The sequence below is a fragment of the Mediterraneibacter faecis genome (assembly GCF_055383675.1).
Window position 1 is genome coordinate 295,157 of record NZ_AP043803.1, and the last position, 25,486, is coordinate 320,642.

A 25,486-nucleotide genomic window follows, 5' to 3' on the forward strand; every position below is an offset into this window, starting at 1 on the left:
CACACCAGAAAAAAGAAGGTGGATTTGTGCAGAATAAAGGAACGGATTATATCAGAAGATTATTAAAAGACAAAACCCGGTTAAAACGGTGGAGAAAGATGATTTTGTGTCTGTCCTGTGTAGTTGTTTTCTGTACGGTCTATGCGCTGATTCTCCCGGCAATCACGCTGGAGAGAAAGACAGTCTGTGGTCAGGAAGAGCATAGCCATACAGAAGAATGCTATTCAAGTGACGGACAGCTGGCTTGCGGAAAAACAGAACATACACATACCGAATCGTGTTATGCAGATGATAAGACATCGGAAGATCAATCAGGGGAAGATTCACAGCAGACACTGGGGCAGAACCAGACAGAAGGACAGGAACAGAATGAGAGTCAAAGTCAGAATCAGGTTCAGACATCGGATGATGGAAATGTAGCTCAGAATGGAGAAAATGGAGATACAGCAGGAACCACAGCGGATGAGACATCTGGGGTGACAAGTAGGTATCTGCTGAATGATCATGCGAATAATATTCAGTATGTTAAATTGACATACAAAGAGAATGGTACTGAAAAAGAAGTTCCAAGTGGAGGAACTGCTATTCGACCAGACGATTCGAGCATGATGATTAAAGTTGGTTTTGAAGGAATTCCAGTAACAGATTTGAAGAATTCCGGTGGATCATTTACTTATCAGCTTCCGGATGTTTTCCGCATTAAGAATAAAACTATAAGTGATATGAAAAATAATTCGGATAAAGTGATTGGAACTATTACTGTTTCTACAGATGGAAAAGTAGTCGTTAAATATAACGCAGAAGCTTTAGAATCTCTGGGTGAAAATCAAACGATTGATGGAGAATTTTTTGTGTCTGCTCAACTTAAATTAAGTTCAGTAAATTCAGAAACTAATCAAACAACAGTTCATACACCAAAAAGTGACATTACAGTAAAATTAGAGCCTGATTATTATGAACGTTACGGAAATGTTACAGTAGACAAGCAGTTCAGTGAAAAAGATAAGAATAGTGAATACATTAAATATACAATCACAGTTACAGCAGGTGATGATGGATGTAAGAACGTCTATGTAGTGGATCAATTTACACAGAATAAAAATCTGGTAAATTATGTTGGTATTGATAAAAATGAAACACCACTTACCACTACTGAGAATGCTCAAAACCCATATGAAACAATTACTGGTAATTCCAGTCCGGTAGCCGGAAAGATTTATTTGACGAATGCATTGACAGAGCAAGCGATTCCGGCTCCAATTACAGATTCTACTGCTATTAGTGAACCAGGCAGTTTTGTCTGGAATATTGCTAAAATGGAAGCAGGAGAGAATCGTACATTAACTTATTATGTAAAGTTAAAAGAGAATGCTACATTTAGCAATAAAGATCTTACTAATGAAGCGAAAGCATATACAAGAAAAGATACAGAATCTACAACGTATTTAAAAGGCAAAGACGAGGCTACATTTAACGTGCGTATGGGTTATGACATGCTTCCGAAAGCAATAACCGCGCAAAATAAAAAGGATGACGGAAGTTATGAGATAGAATATAAAATAAAGTTTGACGTGAAGTCGGATAGTAATTATCCTATACAAAAATTTGAATTTAGGGATTATTTAGATTATCCAGATAAATTTAATACAGATTCGAAGATGCGCCCATATATTTCTTATGATCGTACTTCTGTACAACTTCATGTGAAAAAAGCGGGTGAAGCAGAGACAGTTTATGACTACACCAAACTAACAATATCATGGGCAAATGGTAATGATGATTATCAGGAGAATTGGACGGATACAAATAGCAATCCTACACGATTCAAAGTAAGCAAACTGAGTGGAAGGCCGATCACAATCTATCCGGGAGATTCTTATTATGTAACATACAAGATAACGGTTAAACCGGAAGTGTATGCAGCAATGCAGTCGGATAAGGTGACTATTACGAATCGTTATTTAGCATATGTTGATAATGGACAAGGTGGACAAAAGATAAACCAGGTTTATAGTCAACTTGAGCTAAAGGACTATACATGGGTTCAGAAGACACAGCCTGACGTTACGAAACAATCCAAAACGATTTCAATGGAGAATCAAGAGGGTGCTTCGAATATATATGTCTATGATTCTTCAGGAACAATAAAGCTAGATTCCACAGAAACTGCATTTACAGTTCCAGAAGGCTGCTATCAGTATATGGTTAAAGTCAATCAGACTCAGGGACAGTTTGATGTAACCGGAGCTACTTTAACTGATAGTTTAGATAAAGATGCTATGAAATATGTTGGGTATGTGAAGATAACAGCATATGATACTTCAAATAATGAAGTTGGAACGAAGTGGGTTAAAATTGATGACCAAACATCATTTAGTTTAAAACTGTCTCAACTAGAATGGAAAAATAACAACTATTCGTATCAATTTGAATATTATGCAAAGCCTGTAGATTTAAGTACAATTGGTGAAACAAAGGTTACTAATACATTCAAATTAACGGATGAAGTTAAAAAAAATGGGTCAAATGAGAAATTTACATTCGACAATGTGAATTCTTCTGTAGAAGTTACATTGCAAGGAAATTATCATTTGAATGTTGCAAAAAAAGCCTGGTATTATGAAGAACCGAAAGAAAATGCAACAACGTGGAAGAATGGTAAGCTTTATTGGATTATTGAAGTAAATGGTTCTGCAATTAAAAAAGATACTAAAATAAAAGATGCAATCTCATGGGATAAGGGATTGACAGATTCTTTTATACATAAGAATGAAGCATCAATTGCTGGTATTTACAAAGGAAATTTAGGTGAGATAAAAGAATATAGCAGCTTTGAAGAATTTGAAACTCAGAATAGAGGTTCTGATAAGCAGGATATAGATTCTTTATTTGAACTAAGCTATGAACAAGATAAAGATGGTTTCAATAATGATAATTATAATAATTTGATTTTCAAGGCAAAAGAAGATATTACACTCGAAGAGGGTCAAACACTTTATATTATTGTCAGAACAGAACCTCAGAGCTTACCAGATCAATATCGTAAACCGTACACTTATAGAAATGAGATATATAAAACAGAGCCGGGAGAAAATCAAACGAAAATAGGTTCTGCTGATCAGAAGCTGTATCATGGTGGAGAGATTTTAAAAGAGTTAGGCCAGGTATTCACTTATGATGGACTGAACGTGACGACGGATTCATCAATAGATGGGGCAGATAAAGGGGATTCTGGTAAAATTTGTAGTGATTTATTGAAGGATACCGGCAGTGGAATATATGCAGCATGGGCGTTTAAAGTGAATCATGGCGGTGAACTAAATAGTAATTATCGCGTTTTGGAAGAAATCCCGGAGGGGATGGAACTTGCATATATCCGCATAAAATGGAAAGGTGCAAATGCTACCAATGTTGAATCATCAGAGATTGCAGATCTTGGAAGCGAGTGGACAAAAGTAGAGAATAAAACGACGAATGATGATAATCAACAACAGTACACAATCTATTATGTAAATAAGGATAAAAAACAGGCGCTGATTCAATTGGGAAGATTTCAAGCAGATCATATAGAAGACCAAGGATCTGTTGATGTTCAGGTTGTCTGTAGAGTGACGGATCCGAAGGTTTTACTTGGTGGTGCAGAAAAGACATTTACAAATAAAGTTGTTCTTCAAAGTGCAAATGGAGAAGATTTGGCGACAGCTACGGCAGATGCAAAGATAAAAGATACGAACCTGACGAAAGAAAATGGTTATTCAACTACATCATCAAACGAAAGCCAGAAAGTAACTTATACAATTGTTGCAAATTCAAGAGGCCAAAAGCTATTAACGGCAGAAGGAGAGAAACTAACATTAGTTGATGCGTTGGGTGAATATTTAAGTTTCGACGGTGAATCTTTGAAAGCAAAAAATATAAAAACCGGAGAGCAAGTTGAAATCCAATCGTCATATAATCCAAAAGATAAGACAATTGAAATTGTGATTCCGGATGAAACACCTGTTGAGATTACGTATTCTGTAACCGTGAATATTGCTCCGAATCAAAAAGTAGCATTACAGAATTCTGTTCATTGGAAGTCTTATAGTACAAATGGTGGAACAACTAATAAAATTGAAGAATTTTCCTATAAGTTAAGTGCAGGTGGAAGTAGCGGAACGACATCACATCCGAACTTGACAATTAAAAAGATTGATCAAGATAATACAAGCAATAAATTGGACGGAGTTGAATTTGAAGTTTCTGAATGTGAATTAAAAGATAATCAGATTCAACCTAAAAGCGAAACCAAAAAGGTGAAGGCTACAATAACAAACGGTACTTGTGAAATTACTACAAGCCAATTCCCAATGGATTTTAATACAATCTATGAGGTGAAAGAAACAAAGGCAGCAGATGGATATAAATTGGATGAGACGCCACATTATATTATGTGCGTTAAGCAAGAAGAAGGAGGATATCCAGATGAGGCAAATGCATATATTGAGTATTGTAAACAAATGAAAGATGATACGAGATATAAAGTTGCATACGAAATCAAGAATTTCTTCTTAGAAATTTACAATGAACAACAAGGTATCGTTGTAGAAAAAGCTTTTATCAATGACGCAGCCGGAAAATCTCGCAATCCGGTAAGTGGAACGTATTGGTTTGGTCTTTATGATGATGCAGAAGGAAGCGGCTCACTGCTGGATACCGTTTCTATTACTTATAATCCGGGTGACCAGGACGGAAAGAAAGCGAAGTTTAAGAATCTGGATTCGAAAAAAACATATTATGTATTCGAGTTGGATGACAACAAACAACCGATTAAAGCTTCACAAGAAGCAACAATAAACAAACAGCAGTATATAGTAACATATTCTAATAATGCTGCTAAGTGTGGTGAAACAGTAACGGTGACAAATCAAAGCCATACAAAAATGCTGCCGACAACCGGCAGTTGTGGAACTCTTCTTTACAGATTAGCAGGAATAATATTAATGCTCTTAGCAAGCCTGCGTATGCTGTTAAGATATACAAAAAAATAATAAAAGAGAGTGTCCCTGCCCTAAAAAATCAGGGGGGGGGGTAACGAAAAAACGAGGAGGAAGAAAAATGAAGGTTATTAAGAAGATTACTGCCATAATGCTCTCGATTATGATGGTATTAGGAATGTGTAGCGTGGTAGGAGCTGCGGGAGCAACTGAAACTGAAAAAGGAACGATTACAATCAATAAAGCGATTAGTGGTCAGACTTATAAGATTTATAAGATGTTAGACTTGGAGAGTTATAATAAAGATGTAAATCCTGGACTATATTCTTATAAACCGGCAAATGATCAATGGAAAGCTTTCTTTGAAACAGGCGACGGTAAGGACTATGTAACTATTAATAAGGATGGATATGTTGAGTGGAAAGCTGCAGTAGAAACAACTGAAGCAGCAGAATTAGCACAAAAAGCATTGGCATATGCTGCTAAAGCGGGTATTACAGCGACAGGTACTGAGGTTGCAAAAACAACTACAGTAACATTTGGCAATCTTGATCTTGGTTACTACTTGGTAGATTCAAGCCTCGGTGCACTTTGTGGACTTACAACAACAGATAATGAAGTGACTATTGAAGAAAAGAATGAAGCTCCTACAATTGTAAAGAATGTCTATAATGAAAATGATGAACAAGCTAAAAGCAATACGGCGTATATAGGGTCTAGAATACAATTCGAAATACTTATAAATGTAAAAAAGGGTGCTGAAAATTATGTTTTGCATGATGAGTTGGAAAATGGATTAAAACTTGATGAAACAACAACTCAGTTCCAACCAACACCAGTCTTTTTGTATGACGATATTTCAAATAACATGGAATCTGGGGTAGATTATATTTATGAAAAAACAACCAACGGTTTCAATGTTACACTTACAGAACAATATCTTAAGAAAAATAAGGATAAGGAACCATATACAGTACACGTTGGTTATTATGCGATTTTGACAGAAAATGCAACTATAGGTCCAGCGGGAAATAAAAACAAAGCATGGTTATCATATGGTACTTCTCAAGAGACAAAACCAGAAGAGACAATAACACGTACTTATGCATTTGCAGTATTAAAATTTTATCAAAATGCAGACGGTACAGAAAAGGGTCTTGCTAATGCCAAATTTAAACTGTATACAGATGCTACTTGTTCAGATGATAAAATTGTAAAATTGAAAGGAAATGGAAATAATCGTTATATAGTAGATAAAAGCAGTACAGATAATATTTTGACATCTCCGGAAAATGGTGAATTTGTGATTCAGGGATTGAAAGCTGGTACATATTATCTTAAAGAAATTGAAGCTCCAAAAGGATATAATTTATTAGCTAAGCCAATTGCAGTTAATCTTTCAATAGACACAAAGGGTAGTGGTAAGATTACTATATACCAAGACAATAAAGAAGTTAATAAAATTAAAGTAGAAAACAAATCCGGCACCATCCTCCCATCCACAGGTGGTATTGGTACAACTATATTCTACATCGCAGGCGCTTTATTAGTACTTATTTCTGGTGTTGTACTGATTGCAAAGAAGAGAACAGACTCTAAATAAAGAAGGTACAGTTACTAATCGCACGTAGTGTGAACGGTAACGGGATTAAATTTGTTGTAAGGGGAATGGGAAGCATTCCCTTTACAACAGTAAGGAGAGGGTTGTAAGAGCAAGATGAAAAAACATATATCAACGATTATTACCGTGATTGTTTTTGTTACAGGCCTGTCCTTACTGTTGTATCCAACGGTGAGTAATTATTGGAATTCATTACATCAGACGAAAGCGGTTGCGAATTATTCGGATGCGATGGAGAAGATGGATAAGCAGAAGAAGCAGGACGCAATTGATGCGGCGAAGGCATATAACGAAGCCCTGTTATCGAATGCCGGGCGTTTTACACCGACGGAAGAAGAACTGAATACTTACAAAAGTTTATTGAATGCGGATAGTACAGGAATGATGGGGTACATTGAGATTCCTGAGATTCGATGTGAGCTTGCTATTTACCATACAGTGGATGAATCCGTTTTACAGGTCGGGATAGGACATTTGGAAGGCTCAAGTTTACCGGTAGGCGGAAGTGGAACGCATTGTGTTTTATCCGGGCACAGAGGTCTTCCGAGTGCGCAGCTTTTTACAAAGCTGGATCGATTGAAGAAGGGAGACATTTTCACGCTTCATGTATATGATCAGGTACTGACATATGAGGTGGATCAGATTGCGATTGTAGAGCCGGAGGATTATGGACTTCTTCAGATTGAGGAAGGACAGGATTTATGTACTTTATTTACTTGTACGCCTTATGGTATTAATACGCATCGTTTGTTGGTACGTGGGCACAGGATCGATAATCGTGCAGGAAGTGATGTGAGAGTTACATCAGATGCGGCGAAGGTAAGTAGTGTACTGGTTGCGGTATGTATTGCCATTCCGCTTCTAATCATCAGTTTCCTTGTAGCGGATCGGTCCGCTAGTCGTTCGAAGAAAAAGAATAAGAAATAAATCAATCAGTGGGAGGGAGAACATGCATAGTCAAAAGAAAAGAATCCGCCACAGAGATAGGAATTATATGATATACGTGCTGGCGTTTCTCATTATGCTGACCGGGATGCTTGGAATCTTAAAGGGCAGTCCGGTTCTGGCAGCAGAAGAGAGTACGCAGAAGGGTAGCATCTCGCTCGTCTGCCCGGTTGAGGGGATGGAGTTGTCTCTGTACCGTGTGGCAGAGTATGAGGAGTCAGGCAGTTTTACATTGACGGAACGATTCCGGAAGTATCCGGTCTCACTGGAGCAGAAGAACCAGGAGGGCTGGCAGGGGACAGCGGATGCACTGGCGGACTATATCAGACGTGACGGAATCACAGCAGATGCAGTGCTGGCATCAGGTTCGGACAGGAAAGTATGTTTTACAGATCTTAACCGAGGTCTTTATCTTGTGCTGGGACAGACAACAGAGCTGCAGGAAGACGGTAAGACACAGATCTACGATCCTCAGACAGCATTGATCGCATTGCCGGATGATTCACAGGGAACTTCAGAAGGGACAGATCCGTATCAGGTGACAGCGGTTCTGAAGTTCGAGAAGAACGATAAACCGGGAAAGCCAGAGGAGCCGGAAGAACCAGAAGAGGAAGAAGAGATGAAGATTCATGTATTGAAAGTGTGGAAGCAGGATCAGGAGAAAGAACGCCCGGATTCTATCGTGGTAGAGCTGCTGCAGACAGATGCGGAAGGGAATACAACAGTCGCTGACCGCCAGACACTTACGAAAGAAAACCAGTGGTCCTATACATGGAAGAATCTTTCTACACTGATGTGCTGGAGTGTATCAGAGGCAGAGGTGCCGAATGGGTATACCGTTGCTGTTGCGCGTGAAGGAAATACAGTTGTCTTGACAAATACAGCAAAGAAGCCGGGAAATCCTGACGGAGAAGTGAATCCACCATCGAAGAAGCCGACGGATAAAACAACAGATAAAACAGTAAATAAAACAACAGACAAAACATCAGACAAGCTTCCACAGACAGGACAGCTCTGGTGGCCGGTACTTGTGCTTTTGTTTGCAGGTGCGATCTGTCTGCTGGTGGGAAGAGTTTTACGGGATAGAAAAGAAGAGAAGAATCGATGAGCAAGAAGAAAAAGAATTGGATAGGAAAGATATTTACAATCACAGGGTTGCTGCTTTTCGCAGCAGCCCTTGCTCTTTCTGCATACAATCTTTGGGACGGTTATCGGGCAGAGCAAAGCAGAGAAAAGCTGTTGGAAGAATATAGAGACAAGAATCAGAACATTTCTGATGAGGGAGAGCGGGCGGAGGAATCTGACGGACAGATACCGGATTATCAGCTAAACCCGGAGATGGAGATGCCGGAGGTTATATTGGAAGAGCTGGGCGGTGTGGCATGTATAGGAATTCTTGAGATTCCGGCGATCGATCTGAAGCTTCCGGTGCTGAGTGAGTGGAGCTACCCACTTCTGAAGAAGGCACCTTGTCGCTATTCGGGCAGTGCTTATCTGGATAATCTCGTGATTGCGGCACATAATTACAGAACACATTTCGGGAAGCTGAAGGAACTGGAAGTTGGAACTGAGGTGATCTTCACAGATGTAGCCGGAAACCGGTTCGAATACAAAGTGGCGGTGGTAGAGGCATTGACTCCACAAAGCGTGGAAGATATGACAAGCGGAGAGTGGGCGTTAAGTTTGTTTACATGCACACTGGATGGAAAGAACAGAGTGACGGTGCGGTGTGACTTCAATGTTTTACCATAGTGAATTTTGTTATAGAATGGCGCTTAATCAGCTATAATTTGTATAAGATTAGTCTATTCTAATCTGAAAGGAAAAATGTTATACTAAAGGAAATGAATGATATGAGGCTATCATCTTATGAAATTATTAGTAACTGGAAACATCGGATATATCACAACTGAATTTATTAAGGAAGCCTTCCCGGAGTGTCAGATTCTTTTGCTTGGAGAGACTGCATTAAAGTCAGATCGTCGCAAGGGAATATCGGTACATCCAATGCCACACGCAGAGAAGGAATTTGAAGATATCTTTAAGACTTATGAATTTGAGGGTGTGATTTATTTTTCTAATTATCTCACCTTTCATGGGAAGAAAGACGGTGAGCTTGAGACTTTACGTAAAGTATTACATTATTATAAAGGAAATACGAATTCACGACTGCTGTATATTACCGGTCCGGAGGGTTTGTATGAAGAAACGACCGGAAAGACATTGATGGTTCGTACCGTAGAGGAGTTCTGCAGGCAGTATTGCGAACTTCATCAGATTTCTGTTAAGATTCTGCGTGCGCCGTACCTTTATTCCGGCACTTACGAGGAGGATTATTTCTTTCATTTATTTTCGAATGCACTCCATCAAAAGTCGATCCTCTTTGAAGAAGCACCATCTCAGGAAATGTATTTTCTTGCTCTGAGTGATCTTGCGGACCTGTTATATAAGATTTTTGATAACTGGAATGAGGAGAGTACTTATCTTCAGATTCCGCAAGTGTTTCATTTTACCTTTGAACAGCTCGGAGAAAAGCTTAAGCAGATATTTCCATTCGCACACATTACATATCTTGCAGATGCGATGATTCAGGAGAGAATAGTCAATGACAAGATGTTGAGGAATGAGTATAGCTGGTTTCCGAAGATTTCTCTTTTGGAAGATCTCTCGGAAATATATGCACAGTATTGTCAGAAGACAAATTATAAGATCCGAAAGATAGATGCTTTGAAGAGCTTTTTCAACAGTCATGTGACAGTTGTAAGAATCATCGAGCTGTTGCTCACATTTTTTGTGTTCGAGGTACTGAACCGAGTGGCAGGGAATCAGGTGCAGTTTGAGATGATCGATCTGCGGCTGGTATATATCGTGCTGTTCAGCAGTTTATACGGTATTAATTATGGACTTGCATCAGCAGGACTGGAATCTCTTTCGCTGTTGGTGGCATATGCAAAGACTGGAATCGGATGGACAACACTTTTTTATGAACCGTCGAACTGGATTCCATTTATCTTTTATTTCGCTGTCAGCGCAATCTGTGGATATGTACGATTGAAGAATACTGAGAATGTTCGGTTTATGAAAGCGGAAAATAAGCTTATTTTGGATAAATTTTTATTTGCGCGGGAAATGTATCAGGAGACGCTTCGGGATAAGCGTCAATACAAGAAGCAGATTCTGGGAAGTCGAGACAGTTTTGGTAAGATTTTTGACATTACGAAAAAACTTGATGTCTTTCTTCCGCAGGATCTTTTTATCGAAACGCTTCATGTGATGGAATCTGTTCTTGAGAATCATACGATTGCAATCTATTCAGTGGGAAAGAAAAAGCAATTCGGACGACTTACGATCGCATCACAAGGAATGAAAGATGTGTTTGCTAATTCTATTTGTATGAAGGATTATCTGGAGGCAAATGAGGCAGTAGAGTCCGGAAATGTATGGGTAAACCGGGAGTTTCTGAAAGGATATCCAATGTGTATGAAAGGAATTCAAAAAGACGGAGAGCTCGTGATGCTGATTTTTATTCAGGATGTAAAGGGCGAGCAGCTTTCTCTTTATTATCTGAATTTGTTCCAGGTTCTCAGTGGTCTGGTGGAGACCGCTCTTTTGCGTGCGCTGGAATACCAGGAAGCGGTTAAGAGCAGGCAGTATGTGACAGGTACAAGTACATTGAAACCAGAGTATTTTGAAGAACGATTGTATTCATTTCACGCTATGAGAGAAGAACAGCTGGCATCCTATACGCTTCTAAAACTGGATTATCCGCAGATGTCACTTGCAGAGGCGGATGCAGTGCTGCAGAAGTCTGTCCGTGAAAATGATGTCTGGGGAATTTCTGAAAAAGAAGAGCTGTTTCTCATTCTTTCGCAGACGGACAGGAAAGTATTGCCGATCATTCTCGCAAGACTGGAGAAGGGCGGATTTATATGTCATGAAGTCGATGCTGTCGAGAGTGCGGATTAAGTGAGAAAAGAAAGAGAAGCGAAGAATTATTGCCGGTCGCAACAGATTGTGACCGGCATATTTGTGGGAGAGATATTATGATTCAAACAGTGCTTGGGATACTTCTGATCCTATTACATATTGTTTGTTGCGTGTTGGTCTGGATGGGGATAAAGACACATTTTCTGAAAGTGAAAAAATATCTGATCGGACTTGTAGTTTTTGTTCCTTTCTGGGGGACGATATGTGTGCTGCTTTTGCATTTGCAGAGGCTGACGAAAAGAGACAATAGAATAGAGCCGGGAGTGGAAAAGCTTCGTGTGAATGAAGAAATTTATAAAAATATTTTTCAGGCAGCTTCGGATATGGATGAGAAGATTGTTCCGCTGGAGGAAGCACTTCTGATCAATAAGCCGGGGATACGACGTGAGCTGATCATGGATGTGCTAAACGACGATCCGGAAGAATACATGGACATTCTGAAACAGGCTCGTATGAACGAAGATGTAGAGGTGGTTCATTATGCGATCACAGCTATGGTTGAGCTCTCTAAGGAGTATGACTTCCGGTTGCAGAAACTGGAAAAACTGTATGCGGCATCTCCGAATGATCCCGAAGTTCTGGATCAGTATTGTAATTTTATGGAAGAATATCTGAATCAGGGGATTCTGGAAGCACAGATGGAGAAAGAACAGCGAGTTCGTTATATCCGGCTTTTGAATCAAAAGCTGAAGATAAAAGCAACGCTCCATACATGTGTGTGCCTGTTTAAAAATCTGATGAAAAACGGAGATTATGTTCAGGCGGGAGAAATTCTGGAACTTATGGATCAGAAATGGCATCACAGAGAAGAATTCTGGACTTTGAAGATACAGTATCTGGCGGAACGTAAAATGGCATCCGAGTTGCAGAAGTGTTTAAGACAGATGCAGGAGGAACACATTTATCTGTCTTCCAAGAGTAAGGAGGCATTGGATTTTTGGTTAGATTAAAATCATTGAAAACATTTCCGTTTAAAAGCATGTTAGTAATCCTGTGCGTCTTTATGATGATGGCAGTTGTTCTTTTTGCTGAACGAAGTGGTATTCAATATACAGAAAAGAATAGAAAAGTTGCGTATCTCGATCGAGAAGAGGTAGTCACCGAACAGACGGCTGTGAAGTCATTGCCGAAGACCTGTCTGGTCCTTCGTAACAGTGCGGATGAAGCAAGTGAACAGGCCTGGACACAGTTTCAGCAAATATTTAAAGATATGAAGGTTGGGACGGATGTAGTCGATCTGAAGAGTGATTCTGTGATCCCTGACTATGATGAGTATGAAACAGTGGTTGTATTATTAAGTGATATCAGTCCATTGAAAGAGAAACTTTTGGAACTGTGTGACTGGGTTTCGGAAGGTGGAAATGCACTCTTTGCGATGACTCTTCAGAAAACGGCATATACATCGATAATAGAGCAGAAGCTTGGAATTATTTCTTCAGGTTATGAAAATACGGTTGTAGACAGTATTTATTTTGAACCGGATTTTATGCTTGGCGGCGGGCAGGCTTATGAAATCACAGATCCCTATGATTCTGCCTGGTCAGTGCAGCTGAGTGAGCAGGCGAAGGTTCATGCGCAGGTAGAGGATGAAAACGGTCAGCCGGTTATCTGGGAAAATCAATATGGAAAAGGAAAGTTTGTAGTAGATAATTTTGGATTGTATGAGAAGGCCGTCCGTGGATTTTATGCAGCGTCTTACAGTCTTCTTACGGATGTCGGTATCTATCCGGTGATCAATGGATCAGCATTTTATCTGGATGACTTCCCGTCACCGGTTCCAAATGGAGACGGTACTTATGTGAAACGTGATTATGAGATGAGCATCAGCAATTTTTATATGAACGTATGGTGGCCGGACATGCTGGAACTTGCCTCTGATCATGGCATCCATTATACAGGTGTGATGATTGAGAACTATGGGGATGCGACAGACGGGACGATCGAGAAGCAGAAAGATACCAAACGCTTCGAATATTTTGGAAATATGTTGCTCCATCAGGGCGGGGAGCTTGGATATCATGGATACAATCATCAGCCGTTAAGCCTCCCAAATACGGACTATGGCGATGTGCTTCCATATGACACCTGGAAAAATCAGTCGGCGATGAAAAAGGCTGTAAAGGAACTGGTACGATTTGGCGATAAAATATTTCCAAGCACATCGATGTCGGTTTATGTACCACCGTCCAATGTATTGTCGGCAGAAGGTAGGAGAATGCTTGCAGAGGATTTTCCGCAGATCAGGACGATCGCCAGTAACTATTTCACCGGTGAGTTTGCTTATGTGCAGGAATTTGAAGTGGCGGAGGACGGTATTGTGGAACAGCCTCGTATCATTTCAGGTGCGATCATTGATAGCTATATGAAGATGGCAGCATTGTTCTGAATTGAACATGCATTTTGTGAACAGCCATTTTATACATCCGGATGATCTTCTGGACGAAGATCGTGGTGCGGCACTTGGCTGGGAAAAATTGAAAGGGAACTTAAGTGATTATATGGACTGGCTGGATGATTCAGCACCGTCCTTGAGACAGCTTACAGGTTCGGAACTGTCCGGCGCGATCCAGCGCTACGGAGCGGTCACATTTACAAAGACAGTGACAGATCAGGAGATCAGACTGGAACTCGACAATTTTTATGATGAAGTGTATTTTATGGTGCGGATCAACGAAGGAACACCGGGAGATGTTTCGGGAGGAAAACTTACGCATTTGACCGGAAACCTCTATTTGCTCAAGGCAAAGGAGCCGACTGTAACCATCGAGAAAACAGAATAAAATACGAAGCAGTAAAATGCGGCAGATAAGGAGTTAGTTGTGAGAATCTGTCTTATATTAGAGGGATGTTATCCCTATGTGTTTGGCGGTGTATCCACATGGATGCATCAGTATATCAATGAAATGAAAGAGCATGAGTTTGTTCTGTGGGTGATCGGAGCAAATGCGAAGGATCGAGGGAAATTTGTCTACGAACTTCCTGAAAATGTCGTCGAGGTCCATGAGGTTTTCCTGGATGATGCCCTGAGACTGAAGGATTCAGGGAAAATGCTTCATGCTTTTACGAAGGAAGAAAAGAACAGCTTAAAGGAGCTGATGCTGTGCAAACGTCCGGACTGGGAGGTTTTGTTTCACCTCTATTATGACCAGAAACTGAACCCGATGTCCTTTTTGAAAAGTGAAGAGTTTTTGAATATATTGACAGAGTGCTGTATAAAAGATTATCCATATACTCCGTTTGCGGATGCATTTCACACGATGCGCTCTATGCTGCTTCCGGTTCTTTATCTGATGGGAAGTGAAGTGCCTAAGGCAGATGTTTATCACGCGATCTGTACGGGGTACGGAGGACTTCTTGCGTGTCTCGGCGGATATGTCTATAAGAAGAAAGTGCTTTTGACGGAGCATGGAATTTATACAAGAGAGCGTGAAGAAGAGATCATCCGTGCAAAATGGGTACAGCCGGCATTTAAAAAGCAGTGGATCGCCTTCTTTTATATGTTGTCGGATATTATTTATACGAGAGCCTTTTCTGTCTCAGCGTTGTTTACCAATGCTATGCTTGCACAGATTCAGATGGGATGTGACAAGGAAAAATGTCGTGTAGTTGAGAATGGAATCAATTACGAACGACTCTCTTCTATTCCGTTAAAAGAAGAAGACGGATGGGTTGATATTGGTGCGGTTGTGCGTCTGGCGCCGATCAAGGATATCAAGACAATGATTTATGCGTTTTATGAGCTGTGTACGAAAAGAGATCATGTGCGGCTCCATATTATGGGTGGCGTTGATGATGAGGAGTATGCTCAGGAATGCTATGCGCTGGTCGATCAGTTACATTTGGAAAATGTGATCTTTACAGGTCGTGTGGATATTATTTCCTATATGGAAAAGCTGGATTTTACAATTTTGACGAGTATATCAGAAGGACAGCCGTTGTCTGTCCTGGAATCATTTGCCGCAAGGCGTCCTTGTGTGACTACGGATGTGGGCTGTTGCAGGGAACTTTTGAATGGAAACGAGGAGGACTGTTATGGATCCGTAGGATATTGTGTTCCGCCAATGTATCGTGAGGGACTTGCGCAGGCAATGGATCAGATGTGTGCTTCCAGAACGCGAAGACTTCGTATGGGCGCAAATGCACAGAAACGGGTAAAGGCGTATTATCGAAAAGAAGAAATGATTGAAAAGTATCGGAAAATGTATCGGGAGGTGGAAGAAGCAGATGGCCGGAATCGGATTTGAGTTAAAGAAATTATTCCAGAAAAGTGGACTTGCATCGACTGTAAAAGCATATGGATATGCCGGAATTATCTGTACAGGTCCGATGCTGCTCGGCATTGTATTGCTGGTTGGGATTACCTTTATCTGTGATCATACCGGTGCGACAAGGCATAACCGGGAGCTTTTAAACTGTATGATTACTTATACACTTCTCGCTTCGCTGACTGTGACAAGCTTCTTTTCTATGGTTGTAACGAGATATATTGCGGATATGTTGTATGAAGAACGACATGAAACAGTGCTCCCTTCCTTCTGGGGATCGACAACGATTCTGCTTGTTGTCGGTGGAATCATGTACGGAATCTTTCTTTTGTTTTCCGGAATCAATCTGATTGACCAGTTTTTGTGTCTGGAGTTTTTCGGAGAATTAATCGTCACATGGAATGCGATGAGTTATCTGACCGCGATAAAGGATTATAAAGGGATACTTCTATCGTTTGTGTCGGCAGTGGCAGTGTCGCTTTTGATTGGAGTTCTACTAGTTTTGATTAGAATTCCACATGTAGAGGCAATGATGATTGCTGTAACGATCGGATATGGGATCATGCTTCTGTGGGATGTGACACTGCTATACCGTTATTTTCCACAGAGTGAGAGCAGTGCGTTTTTCTTTCTGCGCTGGGTGGATCAATTCCTTCCGCTTGCGTTCATAGGCTTGTTTACGAATATCGGACTCTTTGCACATTTGGTTATTATGTGGTGTAGTCCGATCCATGTACATGTACAGGGGTTGTTCTATGGTGCTCCGTATCACGATGTCCCTGCAATGATCGCATATCTGACGATTCTTATAACGACAGTTAATTTCGTTGTGTCGGTGGAAGTGAATTTCTATCCGAAATACAGGAATTACTACAGTCTGTTTAATGACAGAGGAGAAATTAAAGATATTTTACGGGCAGGAAACGAGATGAAAGAAGTTTTGAATATGGAGCTGAAGTATACGGCACTGAAGCAGCTCCTTACAACGGCGTTGGCGCTTTCTGTAGGACAGCTTCTCCTGACATATCTTCCGCTTGGATTTAATGATCTTATGGAAGGCTATTTCAGGACACTGTGTGTCGGTTATGGACTTTATGCGGTTGCTAATACAATGATGCTGATCCTACTGTATTTTACAGATTATAAAGGAGCATTATATGCAACAGGAATGTTTGCGGCGTGTACGACAGGATTTACCTGTATATCTCTATTTTTCCCGCAAGTATACTATGGCTTTGGATTTTTACTTGGAAGTGCAGTATTCTTTCTGATCTGTACGCTGCGGCTTGGATATTTTATTAAAAAACTTCCGTATTATATTTTGAGTGTACAACCAATCGTGGCGGAAGATAAAACAGGATTCTTCACACGGTTAGGATGTTTTCTGGAAGAGAAAATAGAAAGGGGAGACGAGCTTGAAAAATTATAAATCAATTGCACTGGGATGTGCCCTTTTATTAGGAATGTCCTGTTGCCTGACGGGATGTACAGCTTCGGGGAAAACAGGGAATGCATCAAAAACAAAGACAGAGCAACAAGAAACAATAGAAAAGGCCGAGACACAGGATATCAATGACGTTCATCTTCGAGATAAGGACAGCCTCTATGAAAATGATGACGAGACGAGTGTTGTGACAATGTATCTTACGGTTTCTCAAGGAAATTCTTCAGAGGGGACAAATCATACCTGGAAGGAAATCAACAGTTATTCGGCTTATGATTATGACAAAATGGGAGTAGACCGTTACCAGACAGCGGCGCTCCTCCAGGTTGGAGATGAGTCCGGTCCACAGAGTGGAGAGGTTGGTTACGGTGAAAATGTGCCGAATGCGACGGTGCAGATCAGAGGGCAGACTTCAAGCAGTAATGCACAGAAAAATTATAAGATAGAGCTGAAAAAGAATAAAGGAACCTGGCGAGGACAACGTACGATCAATCTGAATAAACACCAGACAGAGGGAATGCGTTTCCGTAATAAGCTCTCCTATGATCTTTTGAAAGGGATTCCGCAGTTGATGTCTCTCAGGACCCAGTTTGTGCATTTATACGTGAGAGATCTTACGGAAGGAAACAGCGCAGAGTTTCAGGATTATGGATTATACACACAGGTGGAACAGCTGAACAAGACAGGAATGAAGAACCATGGAATGGATTCGAAAGGACAGTTGTACAAAATTAATTCGTTTGAGTTTTTTCGCTATGAAGATGTAATAAAAAAAGAAGACGATCCGACCTATGACCAGAAAGCCTTTGAAAAGCTCCTGGAGATCAAAGGAGATTCAGATCATACGAAACTGATCCAGATGCTTACGGATCTGAATGATAATTCAAAATCGATTGGTAATATCCTGGATCAATATTTTGACAGAGAAAATCTGACGTATTGGATGGCATATCAGATCCTGACCGGAAATGTAGATACACAGAATCGTAATACATATTTATATAGTCCACAGAATTCGGACACATGGTATCTGATTGCGTGGGATAATGACGGCTCTTTCATGAGAACCGAATATAACATTCAGAATCGTTCCGATCAGGGAAGTTGGGAATGTGGAATCAGTAATTACTGGGGAAATGTTCTTTTTCAGAGATGTCTGCAGTCCGAGGAGTTTCGTGAGGAACTTGATGCGGCAATTCAGGATCTGAGATCCTATCTCAGCGTAGAGCGGATCAGCGGTATGATAGAGAAATATCGTACAGTGACGCAGAAGTATTTGTATCAGATGCCGGACCGGATGAATGCACCGCTGACCGAAGCGAAATATGACACAGTTGCATCGGCAATCCCTTCCGAGGTGGAACAAAATTATGAGCTCTATAAGGAGAGTCTGGAAAAACCAATGCCATTTTATATTGGAGTACCGGTGATCGAGGGGAATACCTTGAAGCTGAATTGGGATGCGTCCTATGATTTTGATGCAGAGACGATCACTTATACAGTTGAACTGGCAAAAGATTATAAGTTTAATGAGATCGTATTTCGTCAGGATAATATTCAAATTCCGGAAGCGGAGACTACAGTTCCGGCAGACGGCCAGTATTTTGTGCGTGTCCGTGCGACAAATGCATCAGGACAGACGCAGGATGCTTTTGATTATTATGTAACAGATGATGGAAAGAATTATGGTATGAAATGTTTCTACATTACAGGCGGACAAAATGTTGAGGAAGATATTTATGAAGAATGATTTATCAAAAGAACGCTTCCGTAATGAATGGAAATATCTGATCAGTACCAGTGAGAAAGAACTGCTGGAGCTGAGGATGAAGCATTTGTTGAAAAAAGATCCAAATGCAAAGGGAAACGGTTATATGATCCGCAGTCTTTATTTTGAAGATTATTTCAACAGCGCTTATGCGGAAAAGGAATCTGGTGTTCTGATGCGAAAAAAATATAGGATCCGTATTTATGATTGTAGTGACCGTTCAATCAAACTGGAGCGGAAGAAGAAATTCGGAAGTTATATTTATAAAGAAAGCGCTCCGCTGACAAAAGAAGAATTCTACAGGATTCTTGATGGGGATTATCAATTTTTATTAAAGAGTCCCTATCCATTGTGCAGAGAATTTTATGTGGAATGTGTCAGTAATCTTATGCGTCCGCGCACGATTGTTGACTATGATCGTGTACCGTGGATCATGGACGAGGGGACAGTCAGGATCACATTTGACAGTGATGTGCGTGCGGCGGTCGGAAGTTATGACATCTTTGATCCGTCCCTTCCGACACTTCCGGTGCTTGAACCGGGGAAACTGGTTATGGAAGTGAAATTCACAGAGATGCTTCCACAGATCGTGCGTGACTTGCTTCCACCAAATGCACAAGAATTCACAGCAGTATCAAAATATGTACTCTGTTATGAAAAATCGCAGTATTTGCATGGATTTGAATATTGGAATGAAACACAGGAGAGAAAACGATTATGAGTGTACAAGATATGATTAAAAAGTCGGTGCTGGAATCCGGCGCGTTTGACAGCTTTAATGCACCGAAGATGGCAATTTCGCTGATCATTGCATTGCTTCTTGGAGCGGTGATCTATATGGTTTACAGCAAATTTTATGTAGGGGTGATCTTTTCCAGAAGCTTTGCGGTTACTTTGGTCGGAATGACGCTTCTTACCTGTATGGTTACTCTGGCGATCAGTACGAACATCGTGATCTCACTTGGTATGGTCGGAGCGTTGTCTATCGTGCGTTTCCGTACAGCGGTGAAAGATCCGATGGATCTGCTCTATCTTTTCTGGGCGATCACTACAGGAATCACAACCGGAGCAGGAATGTATGTGCTGGCTCTGATCGCGGCAGTTGTGATGATCGCGATGATCTTTCTGTTCTATCATAAGCAGCAGAAGGGCAGGATCTATATCGCAGTGATTCATTATCAGGGAGATGAGGCGGGTGATGAAATTATCCGCAGCTTTGGAAAAATGAAATATTTCATAAAGTCAAAGACGATGCGTGGAGAGAAAACAGAGATGGCGGTTGAGGTGTTCTGCCGGCAGAATGAGCTTGATTTCACAGAGAAGATCCGGAAGATCACGAATGTGGAAGATATTACATTGATCCAGTATAATGGAGAGTATCACGGATAAAATGAATTTTGTTGGAAACTTATTGCAGTAAAAGCCATTATTTATCTGATTTATGCAACAAATTGCAGGAGACGGTTATTTTGTTGACCGTCTCTTTTTTGTGTGATATAACCTAATCATAGCAAACAACAAACGTTTGCATAGAAAGAAATGAACAATGCGCATTGTTAGGAAACATTAAAAATCATGTTATCTCATACAAGAAAAAGGAGACAATAAAAATGGCAAAAGTAAAAACATTCAAGACAATCTTCCCAGCAGTATCTGTACCACTTAACGACGACTACTCAATCAACGAGCCAGAATTCAGAGCATATTTAAGATGGATCAAAACATTCTACGGAAAAGGAATGGACGGACTTGTATGTAACGGACATACAGGAGAGATCACAGGACTTACAAGAGCAGAGAGAAAACGTGTTGTAGAGATCTGTGCAGAAGAGTGTGGAGACGTTATGACAATCATCTCCGGTGTTAACTGTGAGAACACAGCAGAGTCTATCGAGATGGCAAAAGAAGCGAAGGAAGCAGGAGCCGACGGAATCCTTCTTATGCCACCACATATGTGGCTGAGATTCGGTATGAACCCGGATGCACCGTTCGAGTATGTAAAAGACGTTGCAGAGGGAGCTGACATCGACATCATCATCCACCTGTACCCGGCAACAAGCAAAGCTTTCTACCCGGTAGAGACACTGATCAAAATGTGCAAAGAGATCGATCATGTAAAATGTATCAAGATGGGAACACGTGTTACATCTATCTACGAGCATGATGTACGTCTTCTTCGTCAGGAGTGCCCAGACATTTCTCTTATCACATGCCACGACGAGACACTGTGCGTAAGCTGGTTCCCAGGAATGGACGGAGCTCTGATCGGATTCGCAGGATGCGTACCGGAGATCATCTGCCCGGCAAGAGAAGTATTTGCTAACCCAGACAAACATACATTAAAAGAAGCTCAGGACTGGTCAGATCGTATCTACCACATTTCCCAGGCAATTTATGGAGGCGGACAGCCATCAGGTGAAGCTCATGCAAGACTGAAAGAAGCTCTGAAACAGAGAGGAATCTTCAAGTCAGCACTTATGAGAAAACCAGTTCTTCCGCTGAACGATGAAGAGAAAGCATGGGTAGCTCTCGGCCTTGAGAGAAGCCAGCTTCCGGAAGTAGACATGACACAGTTCGAAGACTAAGAAACATACTGCAATAATTCTGCCATGTTATTATAAGATAAAATATGCCTTTTAGAGGAGGCTGCCGCTTTAACAATAAAATTGCGAAGCGGCAGCTTCCTTTTTGCCTTTTCGTTAAACTTATCTTTTTAAACTAATTTTTCAGTCTTTATGCGGTTTGTTGTGCAAATACACAATAAATTGCATGAAAATGGCAGATGAATTGGATTTATGCAACAAATTGCAGGAGAGGCCTGATTCGTTGACCAGGTGTTGCATTGTGTGATATAACCTAAACATAGCAAACAACAAACGTTTGTAATATGAAAAATGAACAATGCGCAAAGTTCTGGAAATTGATAATAATGAAATTCGGAAGAAAAAGGAGACAATAAAAATGGCAAAAGTAAAAACATTCAAGACAATTTTCCCAGCAGTATCTGTACCGCTTAATGACGATTATTCTATCAACGAACCAGAATTCAGAGCATACTTAAGATGGATCAAAACATTCTATGGAAAAGGAATGGACGGACTTGTATGTAACGGACATACAGGAGAGATCACAGGACTTACAAGAGCAGAGAGAAAACGTGTTGTAGAGATCTGTGCAGAAGAGTGTGGAGACGTTATGACAATCATCTCCGGTGTTAACTGCGAGAACACAGCAGAGTCAATCGAGATGGCAAAAGAAGCGAAGGAAGCGGGAGCTGACGGAATCCTTCTTATGCCACCACATATGTGGCTGAGATTCGGTATGAACCCGGATGCACCGTTCGAGTATGTAAAAGATGTTGCAGAGGGAGCTGACATCGACATCATCATCCACCTGTACCCGGCAACAAGCAAAGCTTTCTACCCGGTAGAGACACTGATCAAGATGTGCAAAGAGATCGATCATGTTAAATGTATCAAGATGGGAACACGAGTTACATCTATCTACGAGCATGATGTACGTCTTCTTCGTCAGGAGTGCCCAGACATATCTCTTATCACATGCCATGACGAGACACTGTGCGTAAGCTGGTTCCCGGGAATGGACGGAGCTCTGATTGGATTCGCAGGATGCGTACCGGAGATCATCTGCCCGGCAAGAGAAGTATTTGCTAACCCAGACAAACATACATTAAAAGAAGCTCAGGATTGGTCAGATCGTATCTACCACATTTCCCAGGCAATCTACGGAGGCGGACAGCCATCAGGTGAAGCACATGCAAGATTGAAAGAAGCTCTGAAACAGAGAGGAATCTTCTCTTCAGCACTTATGAGAAAACCGGTTCTTCCGCTGAATCAGGAAGAAAAAGACTGGGTAGCTCTTGGACTTGAGAGAAGCCAGCTTCCGGAAGTTGATATGACTCAGTTCGAAGATAAATAAGACGAAAATTATGATATAACTATAGATGTGGTGTCTGAAATATATACGAAAAAATCATGTTTCAGACATCACTCTTAGAACGGAGGAGCCATGACAGAAAATAACAAAAATCTGGGGATAGATGGATTTGATCCATCAAAAGTCAACAAGCTTTCTGCAAAAGAAATTTTAAAACGTGTAGGTCCTGGAATTGTCCTTACCGGAGTAGTAATCGGACCTGGTAATATTACAACATCTGCAATGATTGGTGCGAATTATGGATACAGCCTGATCTGGCTGATTATACCGATCCTGATCATGGGTGTTACATTCATGCTGACATCCTACCGTATTTCTATGTTGACAGGAATGCCAATCTTACATGCGATCAGACATTATTATGGAAAAGTTGCATCTGGATTCTGTGGTGTTGCATTATTCTTATCCTGCCTGTTCTTTACACTTGGAAATATTTCCGGAACAGGTGCAGGTATGAACCTTGTATTTGGAATCAACTGGAAATTAGGAGCACTGATCATGTTGGCAGTACTTACAGTGCTTTACTTTTCAAAAGGTGTTTATTCAAAAGTAGAAAAAGGAATTTTAGTTTGTATCATTGCTATGATATTTGCTTTCTATGCAACACTGGTTGCAACCGGCGGACCTGACTGGGGTGCAATGGGACATGGATTAACACACTGGAGTGTACCGGAAGGAAGTCTTACAACAGCACTTGCTTATATCAGTACAAATGCAGCTGTGACAGCAGGAATCTATGGAACATATCTCGGTGCTGAGAAAAAGTGGAAAAAAGAGGATTTATTTAACGGAGCAATGAAATGGGATGCAATCGCACATATTGTATCAGTTATCCTGATTTCCGGAGCAATCATGCTGGTTGGAGCAATCGTTCTGAATCCACAGGGAATTCAGATTAAAGCACCGGCACAGTTGGCAGCGCTTCTTGTTCCTTTCCTTGGAAAAGCTTCTAACATTGTAATGGGAGTTGCACTTCTCGGAGCAGGATTCTCTTCACTTCTCGGTAATACGCAGAGAGGTATGGTACTTTTAAGTGCAGGATTCGACAAAGACGTTGCACTTGAGTCCAAGCTGATCCGCTGGGGATGTATGATCACACTTGCATTTGCATGTGTAGTCTGCTTCATCTACGACGGTTCTCCGACACAGCTGATCTTCATTGCTAACATCGCAACATCAATCGCAACTCCGGTTGCAGGTCTTTTCATCACATTGATGTTCTGGAAGAAAGAAGTTCAGGCTGGATTGAAGGCACCAAGAGTACTGCAGGTTCTTATGACAGTCAGTTATCTCTTTACATTAGCAATGACAGTCTCTGCACTTGCAAATTATATTCCGAAGCTGATTGCTTCATTTTCATAAAGATCAGGAAGTATGTGTCCGCTTCTACGGTCTTATAGATAAGAATGAAAAGTCTGGTGATTATCATGATGAGATGGTTGCCAGGCTTTTGTGGCATGTTATAATAGAAAGAGCGTAAATTAATTGCACGAACAGAACAGATGCACAGGAGGAAGAGATGTTATGGCTACATTAAAGGATGTTGCAAAGCTTGCGAACGTAGATGTGAGTACGGTATCCAGAGCATTGAACAACACGTCGTATGTTCATCCGGATACGAAAAAGAAAATATTTAAAGCGGTAGAGCAGTTAAGCTATCGCCCAAATCTGCTGGCGAAAGGTTTGAAACAGGGGAAGAGACGGACGCTTGGAGTAGTTGTACCATCTGTAAATCTTTCAATTTTTGGTGAGATCGTCCAGGGGATCGAGATGCAGGCAGGCAATAGAGGTTACAGTCTGATGATCTGTTTGACGAAGGATGATCCGGATATTGAAGCAGAATGTCTGAACCGTCTTCGTAATGGACTGGTAGACGGAATCCTGATCGCATCGACCGGACAGAACACAAGACTGATCCGTGATATCAAGGCAAATGGAGTGGCAGTTGTCCAACTTGTTAGAAATCAGGACAGGAAATTCAGTTCGGTAGAAGCCGACTGTTTCTCTTGCGGATATGAAGCGGCAAAGTATCTTTATAAGAAGGGGTGTACAAAGATTGGTTTTATCAATGGATCAACAGAGTTTACCCCGTATGCGGAACGTTACAGAGGATACCACAAGGCAATGAAAGAACTTGGCCTGAAGGAATATCAGGTAGAGTCCGGATTGCCGCGCGGAAATTATTTCAAAGATGGTTATAAAGGTGTGGAGCGGCTCAAAGAGGCATTTGATGAAGTAGATGGAATCATGGTTGCTGCGGATATGCAGGGAATCGGAGTACTCCGGGCACTGAAAGAGAGCGGAAAGAAAGTGCCGAAGGAAGTCAAGGTCATCAGCCTTACCGGTCATGCAATCGGAGGAATGCTTGAGACAGCGATGACTTCCATGGAGCTGCCGGGTCGTGAGATGGGACAGAGGGCAGCGGATATGATATTAGAAGATATTGAAGCGGCGGATGATGAGAAACCAAGCGTGCAGCATATGGTGTTTGGAACGAAGTTGATTGAGCGAGAGACGACATAG

Annotated in this window: 18 protein-coding genes; all 18 read left to right on the forward strand. The window is 41.1% G+C overall.

The features are described from left to right. The first annotated feature begins 476 nt into the window (after nucleotides 1–476). The 18 genes from ACZ47Z_RS01415 (at nucleotide 477) to ACZ47Z_RS01500 (ending at nucleotide 25,486) form a co-directional block, all read left to right on the forward strand. Entirely contained in the window at nucleotides 477–5,030 is a 4,554-nt protein-coding gene (locus tag ACZ47Z_RS01415; protein ID WP_464525796.1) for a SpaA isopeptide-forming pilin-related protein, read from the forward strand. 67 nt (nucleotides 5,031–5,097) lie between these two features. Beyond that, nucleotides 5,098–6,579, forward strand: a complete 1,482-nt coding sequence (locus ACZ47Z_RS01420) for a SpaH/EbpB family LPXTG-anchored major pilin (protein WP_464525797.1) — start codon at nucleotides 5,098–5,100, stop codon at nucleotides 6,577–6,579. Between the two features lie 114 nt (nucleotides 6,580–6,693). Further along, nucleotides 6,694–7,524, forward strand: coding sequence for a class C sortase (locus tag ACZ47Z_RS01425; protein ID WP_464525798.1), 831 nt, complete (start codon nucleotides 6,694–6,696; stop codon nucleotides 7,522–7,524). A gap of 22 nt (nucleotides 7,525–7,546) precedes the next feature. Beyond that, entirely contained in the window at nucleotides 7,547–8,650 is a 1,104-nt protein-coding gene (locus ACZ47Z_RS01430; protein ID WP_464525799.1) for a Cna B-type domain-containing protein, read from the forward strand. Further along, the gene (locus ACZ47Z_RS01435) at nucleotides 8,647–9,294 is read left to right on the forward strand and encodes a sortase (RefSeq protein ID WP_054751958.1); all 648 of its coding nucleotides are present in this window, start codon (nucleotides 8,647–8,649) and stop codon (nucleotides 9,292–9,294) included. The genes ACZ47Z_RS01430 and ACZ47Z_RS01435 overlap by 4 nt, the downstream gene beginning before the upstream one ends. Before the next feature lie 117 nt (nucleotides 9,295–9,411). After that, nucleotides 9,412–11,508 (forward strand): NAD-dependent epimerase/dehydratase family protein, encoded by a 2,097-nt coding sequence (locus ACZ47Z_RS01440; RefSeq protein WP_054751960.1) that lies wholly within the window; start codon nucleotides 9,412–9,414, stop codon nucleotides 11,506–11,508. A 77-nt stretch (nucleotides 11,509–11,585) separates the two neighbouring features. Then, the gene (locus ACZ47Z_RS01445; RefSeq protein ID WP_117825892.1) at nucleotides 11,586–12,479 is read left to right on the forward strand and encodes a hypothetical protein; all 894 of its coding nucleotides are present in this window, start codon (nucleotides 11,586–11,588) and stop codon (nucleotides 12,477–12,479) included. Continuing rightward, nucleotides 12,467–13,915: a DUF2194 domain-containing protein gene (locus tag ACZ47Z_RS01450; protein ID WP_464525800.1), complete on the forward strand. Its 1,449-nt coding sequence runs from the start codon at nucleotides 12,467–12,469 to the stop codon at nucleotides 13,913–13,915. Before ACZ47Z_RS01445 ends, ACZ47Z_RS01450 begins: the two co-directional genes overlap by 13 nt. 16 nt (nucleotides 13,916–13,931) lie before the next feature. Continuing rightward, entirely contained in the window at nucleotides 13,932–14,309 is a 378-nt protein-coding gene (locus ACZ47Z_RS01455) for a DUF2194 domain-containing protein (protein ID WP_464525801.1), read from the forward strand. Between the two features lie 39 nt (nucleotides 14,310–14,348). Continuing rightward, the gene (pelF, locus tag ACZ47Z_RS01460; RefSeq protein WP_117825895.1) at nucleotides 14,349–15,773 is read left to right on the forward strand and encodes a GT4 family glycosyltransferase PelF; all 1,425 of its coding nucleotides are present in this window, start codon (nucleotides 14,349–14,351) and stop codon (nucleotides 15,771–15,773) included. After that, complete coding sequence (gene pelG, locus ACZ47Z_RS01465; RefSeq protein ID WP_464525802.1) at nucleotides 15,754–17,223, forward strand: exopolysaccharide Pel transporter PelG; 1,470 nt, start codon at nucleotides 15,754–15,756, stop codon at nucleotides 17,221–17,223. Before pelF ends, pelG begins: the two co-directional genes overlap by 20 nt. Next, nucleotides 17,210–18,988 carry a CotH kinase family protein gene (locus ACZ47Z_RS01470; protein ID WP_464525803.1) on the forward strand — a complete coding sequence of 593 codons (1,779 nt, stop codon included), beginning with the start codon at nucleotides 17,210–17,212 and terminating at the stop codon, nucleotides 18,986–18,988. Before pelG ends, ACZ47Z_RS01470 begins: the two co-directional genes overlap by 14 nt. Then, nucleotides 18,978–19,727 carry a polyphosphate polymerase domain-containing protein gene (locus ACZ47Z_RS01475; RefSeq protein ID WP_157050396.1) on the forward strand — a complete coding sequence of 250 codons (750 nt, stop codon included), beginning with the start codon at nucleotides 18,978–18,980 and terminating at the stop codon, nucleotides 19,725–19,727. Before ACZ47Z_RS01470 ends, ACZ47Z_RS01475 begins: the two co-directional genes overlap by 11 nt. After that, nucleotides 19,724–20,395 (forward strand): DUF4956 domain-containing protein, encoded by a 672-nt coding sequence (locus ACZ47Z_RS01480; RefSeq protein WP_464525804.1) that lies wholly within the window; start codon nucleotides 19,724–19,726, stop codon nucleotides 20,393–20,395. Before ACZ47Z_RS01475 ends, ACZ47Z_RS01480 begins: the two co-directional genes overlap by 4 nt. Nucleotides 20,396–20,616: 221 nt before the next feature. Then, nucleotides 20,617–21,591 carry a dihydrodipicolinate synthase family protein gene (locus tag ACZ47Z_RS01485; RefSeq protein ID WP_155204712.1) on the forward strand — a complete coding sequence of 325 codons (975 nt, stop codon included), beginning with the start codon at nucleotides 20,617–20,619 and terminating at the stop codon, nucleotides 21,589–21,591. Nucleotides 21,592–21,967: 376 nt separating this feature from the next. Next, nucleotides 21,968–22,945, forward strand: coding sequence for a dihydrodipicolinate synthase family protein (locus tag ACZ47Z_RS01490; RefSeq protein WP_055158181.1), 978 nt, complete (start codon nucleotides 21,968–21,970; stop codon nucleotides 22,943–22,945). Between the two features lie 90 nt (nucleotides 22,946–23,035). Beyond that, the gene (locus tag ACZ47Z_RS01495; RefSeq protein WP_020437120.1) at nucleotides 23,036–24,325 is read left to right on the forward strand and encodes an Nramp family divalent metal transporter; all 1,290 of its coding nucleotides are present in this window, start codon (nucleotides 23,036–23,038) and stop codon (nucleotides 24,323–24,325) included. Nucleotides 24,326–24,487: 162 nt separating this feature from the next. Then, entirely contained in the window at nucleotides 24,488–25,486 is a 999-nt protein-coding gene (locus ACZ47Z_RS01500) for a LacI family DNA-binding transcriptional regulator (RefSeq protein ID WP_020437119.1), read from the forward strand.